We start from the raw sequence: 8,262 nt of genomic DNA, 5'->3' as shown, positions 1-8,262 counted from the left end.
AGCGAGGTGACACGCCGGTCCCGCAGGGCCCAGGCCAGCGCCATCTGGGCGAGCGTCTGCCCGCGGCGGGCCGCGGTGGCCACCGAGCCGGTGGCCACCCCCTGATCCATGTCTTCAGATGCCTGGGGGCTGTCCGCGGGAGCTACTGCCCGCCGCCCTGTTCGTCGCGGCGGCGCTGCCAGCGCTCCTCTATGCGATTCATCACGGAGCGCCGTTGCCTGCCCTGACGGCCGGACTGCGGCGGACCCGCGGAACCCTCGGCTCTGACGGCCTGCTCACCGGGCTTGGGGGCCTTGCGCCAACCCGTCACGGCGAGAACCGCGCAGCCCAGCATGACGAGGAAGCCCACCACACTGAGCCAGACCTGCTGGGCGACCATCCCGGCCATGAGGAGCGCAATACCTACGAGGAAGCCCGCGACCGCCTGGTAGACCCGCCGACGGGTGTACGTACGGAGGCCACTTCCCTCGAGCGCCGACGCGAACTTGGGATCTTCGGCGTACAGCGCTCGCTCCATTTGCTCGAGCATGCGCTGCTCGTGCTCCGAGAGCGGCACGGCGTCCTCCTCATCGTGCAAGTCGCCGGGGCGACCCGGGGGGGTCCCTTCAGGATAGGCAGGGAATCGACCCCGTGAAACCCGCCCCTCTGCGCCAATTGGCCGACCGGAACCCGCCATGCGCGCCCCGGGCCGCTCGAGACTTCTCATTCCCCGATGGCCGAGCCGTCATGCCGGTCGGTCTCCCTCGATCATACGGTGCCCCGCCGCCATTCGGGGGGCCTGTGGCGCACTCCATGCGCAGGCAGGCCGACGGGCGCGCCGCTGATCAGCGGCGCGTCACAGGCGATCGCTCAGGCCCCGGTGGTCCCCCGCGCCTCACCGAGCACATGGAGTTGGGTGGCCACGGAGTGGAAGGCGTCGAGTTCCGCCGCCGCGGCCTCCAGCTTCAGCAGCGCGTCCAGGGCTCCGGGCTCGGTGTCCACGAGCACGCCGGGGACGAGATCGGCGAAGACCCGCACCCCGTGCACGGCGCCGACCCGCAGTCCCGCGTCCTCGACCAGACCGGTGAGCTGGTCGACGGTGAAGCGGCGCGGTACGGGATCGCCCGTGCCCCATCGGCCGTTCGGGTCATCGAGCGCCTGCCGGGCCTCCTTGAAGTGACCGGCGAGGGCGCGGGCGAGCACGGCGCCGCCGAGGCCGGCGGCGAGCAGGCTGAGAACGCCTTCGGGACGCAGGGCCGCCACCGTGTTGCGCACGCCCTCGGCCGGGTCGTCGACGTACTCCAGGACGCCGTGGCACAGCACCGCGTCGTAGCCGCCGCGCTCGACCACGTCGAAGAGGCCGTGCACGTCACCCTGGACGCCCCTGACCCGGTCGGCGACCTCCTCCTCGACGGCGCGGCGCTCCAGGGCGAACAGCGCGTTGGGACTGGGGTCGACGACGGTGACCCGGTGGCCGAGACGGGCCAGGGGCACCGCGAAGTTGCCGCTGCCTCCGCCGGTGTCGAGGACGTCCAGCGCCGGCCGGCCGGTCGCCTCGGTCCGGCGCTGCAGGGCGTCCTGAAGGATCTCCCAGACCACGGCGGTACGGAGAGCGGCGCGGGGGCGCAGGGTGTCCGACACGGCAGTTGACTCCTCGGCGCGGCACCGCCTCATTCACGGCGGAGCGATCGGGCTGCCTCCCCGGCCCGGACATGCGTAAGGACGGCGGAGGCTTCAGGCGTCTTCCACCCTATTGCCTGCGGCACGCTCCCCCACCACCGCGGGGCGGTGCCCCGGGCCGCCCCGCGGCGGCGGGCGCCGGTGCGCCCGCGCGGGTCAGCCGGCGTCGGGCATGTCCCGGTCCGTGCCGTCGCCGGGGCCGTGGCCGGCAGGGCGGGTGGTGGGGGCGGTGCGGTTCGGGTGCTCCGCGTCGCTGCGGGGCTGCGGGAGGACCGGCTGGAGGACGAGTATCCGCTCCACCAGGCGCAGGAACATCGTCACGTCCCGTATCAGGTCGTCGGCGTCCCGGCCGCTCGCCGCGTCCCGGATGCCCGCCTCGGCCCGCGCGCGACGCCGGGCGCCCGAAGCGAACAAGGCGCTCCACTCGGTGAGTTCGGGCGCGATCTCGGGGAGCACTTCCCAGGCGCTGCGGATCCTGCTCCGGGCCCGGGGCGAGGTCTCGGGCCGTCCCCGCGCGGCGAGCACGGCGGCGGCGGTGCGCAGCGCGGCGAGGTGGGCCGTCGCATAGCGCTCGTTGGGTGTGTCGAGGACGGCGGCCTCGTCGAGTCCGGCACGGGCCTGGGCGAGCAGGTCGAGGGCGGCGGGCGGGGCGGTGGCACGGCGCAGCACGGGGTGGACGTCGTCCGCCGGGCCGGTCAGTGAGGGGGCAGGGCCGGTTGCGCGGCGCCGACGGGCGGCCGCTGCGGAGGAGTGGGCCATGACGAACCTCCTGTCGTCTTCGTGACGGCATCCCCTGCTACCGGGTGCCGTATGTGCTCATCGTGCGGTATGGCACTGACAATCCGTTCTGACCTGGACTTTCGCTTCGATCGAAAGTTCGGGCCCGGACCGGCCGCCCCCTGGGCCGAGCCTGTGGAGGGGCGGGGCGGCGGTCCTGTGACAATCAGGGCCATGGAACGCAGCAGCACCGCCTCGGGCGGCAGCACCCGCCGCGAGGCCACCCGGCAGAAGCTCTACGAGGCGGCCGTCACCCTCATCGCCGAACAGGGTTTCTCCGCCACCACGGTGGACGAGATCGCCGAGCGGGCAGGGGTCGCGAAGGGCACGGTCTACTACAACTTCGCGAGCAAGTCGGTCCTCTTCGAGGAACTGCTGCGGCACGGGGTCGGGCTCCTCGCCGCCTCGCTGCGGGAGGCGGCCGACCGGACGGCCCTCCAGGGCGGCGGCAGGGGCGACGCACTGGACGCGATGATCCGCGCGGGGCTCGTCTTCATCGACCGCTACCCGGCCTTCACCCAGTTGTACGTGGCCGAACTGTGGCGCACCAACCGGGCCTGGCAGTCCACGCTGCTGGTGGTCCGGCAGCAGGCCGTGGCGGTCGTCGAGGACGTGCTGCGCGAGGGCGTGGAGAGCGGCGAGTTCAGCGCGGAGACCGACGTTCCGTTGACGGCGGCGGCGCTGGTCGGCATGGTGCTGGTGGCCGCGCTCGACTGGCGGTCCTTCCAGCCGGAGCGCTCCCTGGACGAGGTGCACGCTGCGCTGTCCCGGCTGCTGCAGGGACACGTGGGCGGCCGCCACTGAACCGGCCGGCCGGGCGGAGCCGCCCGGTCGGGTGCCCCCGGCGCGCACGGAAGCGCCGGTCCGGCGGTGGCTGCGTCCCCCCGCGAGCCACTGCCGGACCGGCACCTTCCTGTTCCCCCGTGGTTCCCCCTGTACGCCCCCGTTGCGGTCGTCCCCCGAAACCCCCGTGCCTCGCTCCCGCCGACGACGCCGGCGGAAGGAGCGGATCGCGGGCCGGTCCGTTTCCGGCGCCCCGTGTCGCCGGTTCCGGAGCCGTGCCCCCTCTCCGTGCTCTCCACTTTCTCGTTTCCGCAGGTCGTGGCCCATCCGCGCGCGTACTCATCTCGGGAACTAGGTACGGATACTCAGGCCTGCGCACCCGCCCCCACCACGCCGTGCCGTCGGCTGGTCACCGGAGCGGGGGCTCCGGTACTCGGGGCCGGGGTGTCAGCGGGTGCGGATAAAGTCCCTGGCATGGCACGGATTGCGGTGATCGGCGCCGGGATGGGCGCGATGGCGGCCGCTGCCCGGCTGGCCGTCGCGGGCCACCGGGTGGCGGTGTACGAGCGGACGGACACGTACGGCGGTGCGCTGCGCCGGCTGGAGCGGGACGGCTTCGCGTTCGACACCGGCCCCGGGCTGCTCCCACTGCCCGCGGTCTACCGCGATCTGTTCGTCAAGACCGGCAAGGAACCGCTGGACGCCTGCGTCGACCTGGTCCAGGTCGACCCGTCGTCCCACCACGTGTTCGCGGACGGTACGCGTGTCTCGCTGCCGAACGCGTCCCGCGCGGGCGTCGTCTCCGCCCTGCAGGAGGCCCTCGGCCCCACTGCCGGACAGCGCTGGGGCGACTTCCTGGTGCGCGCCCGCGAGGCCTGGGACAGGACCCGCAGACCGCTCCTGGAGGAGCCGCTGTGGCCCAACTGGCGGGTGCTCGCCGACCGCGAGCCCTACCCGGCCGTCCCCCACAAGAAGCTGCTGCGCACGCGCACCGCGGGCACGCTCGCCGAGATCGGTGCCTGGGAGCTGCGCGATCCCCGGCTGGTCTCCCTGCTGGGGAGTTACGCGCTCGAGCACGGCCTCGACCCCCGGTCCACACCGGCGAGCGCGGCGGTGCTGCCGTACATGGAGCACGCCTTCGGCACCTGGTACGTCCGCGGCGGCATGCGGGAACTGGCCCGCGCGGTGTACGAGCGGTGCGTGGCCCGCAGGGTGGAGTTCCACTTCGGCGCCGAGGTCACCGGCGTGCTGGAGAAGGACGGCCGGGCGGCGGGCGTGGAGTTCACCGGGGGCCCCTCCCCGGCCTCCGGGGTCGGAAGCGGGGGCGGGACGGTCGCTGAGGCGGACCACGTGGTCGCCGGGGTGACGCCCGCGGTGCTGGACCGGCTGACCCGGGGAACACCGGTGCGCGGTGACGGAGAGGTCCCGGGCAGGACCGGGGCGGCGAGCCGGTTGACGGTGCTGCTGGCGCTGCGCGGGGGGCGTCCGGAGGGGACACCGCACCGGACGGTCGTGCACGCGGAGGACCGGGAGGCCGAACTGGAGTCCCTGACCGGCTCCCCCGCGAGCCTGCCCGCACACCCCACGGTCACGGTCCTGCGGCCCGACGACCCGGCGCTGGTCCCCGACGGCGCCCACGAGGCGGTCACCCTCACCTCGGTGGTGCCCCCGGGCGCCGGGCCGGGCCTGGACGAGCACGCGCAGCGCATGATCACCGCTGCCGAGCGGGCGGTGCCCGGCCTGCGCGACCGTCTGATCCGGCACGAGGTGCGCACCCCGGCCGACATCGCGGAGGCGACGGGCGCGGAGGGCGGAGCGGTGCCCGTACCGGCGCTCGCCGCGGCGGGCGGACGGCTGCTCCACCCGTCCAACGGCACACGCCTGCCGGGGCTGTTCACGGTCGGCGGCTGGTCGCACCCCGGCGGGGGGCTGCCGCACGCCGGGATGTCGGGCGCGCTGGTCGCCGGCCTGATCGTGGAGGGTCCGGAGTTCCGCGGCTCCCAGTGAACGGCGGGGACGCTTTCGGATCCGGCCGGCTCCGGGCGGATCAGTAGCGGTACTGCTGCTCGTCGTACCCGTTGCCGTTCCCGGACGCCTGGCCCGTCTGGCCGTCGCCCTGGTACGGGTACGGCTGCTCCTGCGGGAGTTCACCGCCGTACAGGTCGTCGGCGTTGCGCTGCTGCGGGACCCACAGGCCGCCGGCCGGGGTTTCGTTGCCGTAGGTGGCGCCGTACTGGTCCTGGCCGTAGCCCTGTTGGCCGTACTGCTGCGGGTCGGTGTAACCGGTGCCGTACGAGGCGTCGCCATAGCTCGAGTTGCCGATGTACGGGTCGGAGTAGGCGGCGTACTGCTGCTGTTGGTCCGTGCTGTCGTAGGCGGCCTGCTGCCGGCCGTAACCGGAGTAGTCGTAGGCGTAGTTCTGGTCGGTGGCATAGCCCTGGTCGGGGCTCTGGGCGGTCGCCGCGTACTGGTCCTGGGCCGGGGTGCCGTACCCGTTGTCACCGTTGTCACCGCTGTCGCCGTAGACGCCGTACGAGCCGGTGTCGTCGGGCATGGGCTGCGGCTCGTAGACGGCGGTGGTCTCGGCGGCCGTCGACTGCTCGGTGCGCGCCGGCGTGAACACGTCGTCGCGGTCGTAGTCGTCCGCGGCGTGGGCGTTCCGGTCGGTGCGGTAGGCGGCGGCCTCGTCACCATAGCCGTCCCCGCCGTCATAGCCGTCGCCGGTGGCCTCCAGGCCGGAGACCTCCAGGGTCGGCTCCTGCCGCCCGCGGTCAGCCCGGCCGCCCTTGACGGCGGCCAGTGCCGGGGCGTTGACCGCCCAGCCGGCCGCGAAGCCGCGGCGGAACGACAGGGTGACGTAGGTCTGGCCGATCGCGAAGGCCGCGGCACCCAGTCCGATGACGAGGACGGCCTGGATCAGCACGCCGAGCACGACGCCCAGGAAGCCGGCGAAGGCGAGCAGTCGCCAGCGCAGGCGTGCCTTGTACTGCAACAACACTTCGCCGAGCAGCCACAACGCGACCACTCCGAACGCGATGTAGAGGACCGTCCAGCCCATGTACGCCCCTCTCCCAGCGGTCGCTCCGCAGTGTGTCGTACACCGGTGCGACCGGTCTAGGCCCGCAGTGGGTGGTGCAGGCCCAGGTTCTCGTAGATTTCCAGCGTCGCCGTGGAGTTGTTGAGCGTGATGAAGTGCAGTCCGGGCACTCCCTCGGCCAGCAGCCGCGCGCAGAACTCCGTGGCGAACTCGATGCCAATGGAGCGTACCGCCGCCGGATCGTCCGCCGCTGCGAGGATCCGCTCTTTCAGGGCATCCGGGAACGACGCGTTACTGAGCTGCGGCAACCTCTCCAGCATCTTCACACTGGTCACCGGCATGACCTCGGGAATCACCGGTGTCTCGCAACCCGCCGCGTCGACTCGGTCACGCAGACGCAGGTACGACTCGGGGTGGAAGAACATCTGGGTGATCGCGTAGTCGGCGCCCGCCCGGCACTTGTCGACGAAGTGCGCGACGTCCGTGTCCCACTCGGTCGACCTCGGGTGCATCTCCGGGAAGGCGGCGACACCGACGCAGAAGTCTCCCGACTCCTTGATGAGCCGGACGAGTTCGGCGGCGTAGGTCAGCCCCTGCGGGTGCGGGATCCAGTCGGCCATCGGGTCGCCGGGCGGGTCCCCCCGCACGGCGAGCATGTTGCGGATCCCGGCGTCGGCGTACTGGCCGATGATGTTGCGCAGTTCGGCGACGGAGTGGTCGACCGCGGTGAGGTGGGCGACCGGGGTGAGCGTGGTGTCCGCGACGATCTGCTCGGTCTCGTGGACCGTGCCCGCGCGGGTGGAGCCCCCGGCACCGTAGGTGACGGAAACGAAGTCCGGGGCGACCGCCTCGACCCTGCGCAGCGCACTCCAGAGGTTCCGCTGGCCCTTGGGGGTCTTCGGCGCCGAGAACTCGAACGAGTACGTCGTCTTTCCGGCGGCGAGCATGTCGCGCACGGTGCGTGCGCGATCAGTCCTGGTCGATGCGGTTCCGAGGGCCATACCGGCAGGTTAGCCAGGGGGCGGCGGTCCCCCAACCGAATGAGGGTTATTTGCCCGATTGGCCGCTTTCTTGTCCGCCCTTTGGACAAACCTGAGACGAACCCGGTCACCGGGCGCCGGACGCCGCCCGCAGCCGCTTCGCGAACTCGGACGCCGCCGCGCCCGGGTCGTCCGCCTCGGTGATGGCCCGTACGACGACGACCCGGCGGGCTCCGGCCTCCAGCACCTCGTCGAGGTTGCCGAGGTCGATGCCGCCGATGGCGAACCAGGGGCGGTCGGTGCCGAGGGCGGCGGCGTACCGGACCAGGTCGAGGCCGGGGGCGTGGCGGCCGGGCTTGGTGGGGGTGGGCCAGCAGGGACCGGTGCAGAAGTAGTCCACGCCCTCCTGCACGGCCGCCGCGGCCGCCTCGGACTCGGCGTGCGTGGAGCGGCCGATCAGGACGTCCTCACCGAGGACGGCTCGGGCCGCGGGGACGGGGAGGTCGCCCTGGCCGAGGTGCAGTACGTCGGCGCCGGCGGCGTGGGCGACGTCCGCGCGGTCGTTCACCGCGAGCAGCTTGCCGTGCCGGGCGCAGGCGTCCGCGAGGACCGCCAGGTGCTCCAGCTCCTCGCCGGCCTCCATGCCCTTGTCCCTCAGCTGCACGATGTCGACGCCGCCGGCCAGGACCGCGTCCAGGAACTCCACGAGATCGCCCTGCCGCTTGCGGGCGTCGGTGCAGAGATAGACCAGGGCGTCGGAGAGCCGGGCGCGCGCGACGGTGCCGGCGGCAGTGCCTGCGGAAGTAACTGGCATGCGGGTGTCCCCCGTGTGTCGGTGGCGGCCGGACCGGGGCGGGCCCGGGGCCGGGTGGAGCGCGGCCCACGGCGGACTCCGGCACGGGGTGCCGGACGGTCGTGGACCCGGGCCCGGCGCCCTGGGACAGCGGCGCCGGGCGACGGTTCACAGCCGGATGCGGGTTCCCGCCCCGATGCGGGTACGGGCCCGGGTCCGGGTGTTTCGTCGCG

8 protein-coding genes are annotated in these 8,262 nt (G+C 73.3%); 2 read left to right on the top strand and 6 right to left on the bottom strand.

The window, feature by feature from the left end; genetic code table 11:
* Positions 1 to 142 precede the first annotated feature (142 nt).
* The 3 genes from AB0I73_RS27525 to AB0I73_RS27515 all read right to left on the bottom strand — a co-directional run bounded on the left by AB0I73_RS27525 (position 143) and on the right by AB0I73_RS27515 (position 2,418).
* Positions 143 to 556 (bottom strand): DUF3040 domain-containing protein, encoded by a 414-nt coding sequence (locus tag AB0I73_RS27525; protein WP_363041667.1) that lies wholly within the window; start codon positions 554 to 556, stop codon positions 143 to 145.
* Positions 557 to 849: 293 nt separating this feature from the next.
* On the bottom strand, positions 850 to 1,620 hold the full coding sequence (locus AB0I73_RS27520) for a methyltransferase (protein ID WP_363041665.1): 771 nt from the start codon (positions 1,618 to 1,620) through the stop codon (positions 850 to 852).
* A 195-nt stretch (positions 1,621 to 1,815) separates the two neighbouring features.
* Positions 1,816 to 2,418, bottom strand: a complete 603-nt coding sequence (locus AB0I73_RS27515) for an SAV_6107 family HEPN domain-containing protein (RefSeq protein ID WP_363041663.1) — start codon at positions 2,416 to 2,418, stop codon at positions 1,816 to 1,818.
* A gap of 192 nt (positions 2,419 to 2,610) precedes the next feature.
* Here AB0I73_RS27515 and AB0I73_RS27510 point away from each other — a divergent pair, with 192 nt between their 5' ends.
* Positions 2,611 to 3,240 (top strand): TetR family transcriptional regulator, encoded by a 630-nt coding sequence (locus tag AB0I73_RS27510; protein WP_363041661.1) that lies wholly within the window; start codon positions 2,611 to 2,613, stop codon positions 3,238 to 3,240.
* A 453-nt stretch (positions 3,241 to 3,693) separates the two neighbouring features.
* On the top strand, positions 3,694 to 5,226 hold the full coding sequence (locus AB0I73_RS27505) for an NAD(P)/FAD-dependent oxidoreductase (protein ID WP_363041659.1): 1,533 nt from the start codon (positions 3,694 to 3,696) through the stop codon (positions 5,224 to 5,226).
* Positions 5,227 to 5,266: 40 nt separating this feature from the next.
* Here AB0I73_RS27505 and AB0I73_RS27500 read toward each other — a convergent pair whose 3' ends face one another.
* The 3 genes from AB0I73_RS27500 to thiE all read right to left on the bottom strand — a co-directional run bounded on the left by AB0I73_RS27500 (position 5,267) and on the right by thiE (position 8,050).
* On the bottom strand, positions 5,267 to 6,277 hold the full coding sequence (locus AB0I73_RS27500) for a hypothetical protein (protein WP_363041657.1): 1,011 nt from the start codon (positions 6,275 to 6,277) through the stop codon (positions 5,267 to 5,269).
* 56 nt (positions 6,278 to 6,333) lie between these two features.
* Positions 6,334 to 7,257 carry a methylenetetrahydrofolate reductase [NAD(P)H] gene (gene metF, locus AB0I73_RS27495; RefSeq protein ID WP_363041655.1) on the bottom strand — a complete coding sequence of 308 codons (924 nt, stop codon included), beginning with the start codon at positions 7,255 to 7,257 and terminating at the stop codon, positions 6,334 to 6,336.
* A gap of 106 nt (positions 7,258 to 7,363) precedes the next feature.
* Positions 7,364 to 8,050: a thiamine phosphate synthase gene (thiE, locus tag AB0I73_RS27490; RefSeq protein ID WP_363041653.1), complete on the bottom strand. Its 687-nt coding sequence runs from the start codon at positions 8,048 to 8,050 to the stop codon at positions 7,364 to 7,366.
* Positions 8,051 to 8,262 lie beyond the last annotated feature (212 nt).

The organism is Streptomyces sp. NPDC050388 (assembly GCF_040655635.1).
Taxonomy (GTDB): domain Bacteria; phylum Actinomycetota; class Actinomycetes; order Streptomycetales; family Streptomycetaceae; genus Streptomyces.
Note: the sequence above shows the minus strand (reverse complement) of the source record. Positions and strands in the feature narration are given on the sequence as shown.

Excerpts from the sequence above, each read along its gene's own strand:
- AB0I73_RS27500 (WP_363041657.1), bottom strand. The coding sequence starts at position 6,277 with ATGGGCTGGACGGTCCTCTACATCGCGTTCGGAGTGGTCGCGTTGTGG.
- AB0I73_RS27515 (WP_363041663.1), bottom strand. The coding sequence starts at position 2,418 with ATGGCCCACTCCTCCGCAGCGGCCGCCCGTCGGCGCCGCGCAACCGGC.
- thiE (WP_363041653.1), bottom strand. The coding sequence starts at position 8,050 with ATGCCAGTTACTTCCGCAGGCACTGCCGCCGGCACCGTCGCGCGCGCC.
- metF (WP_363041655.1), bottom strand. The coding sequence starts at position 7,257 with ATGGCCCTCGGAACCGCATCGACCAGGACTGATCGCGCACGCACCGTG.
- AB0I73_RS27505 (WP_363041659.1), top strand. The coding sequence starts at position 3,694 with ATGGCACGGATTGCGGTGATCGGCGCCGGGATGGGCGCGATGGCGGCC.
- AB0I73_RS27510 (WP_363041661.1), top strand. The coding sequence starts at position 2,611 with ATGGAACGCAGCAGCACCGCCTCGGGCGGCAGCACCCGCCGCGAGGCC.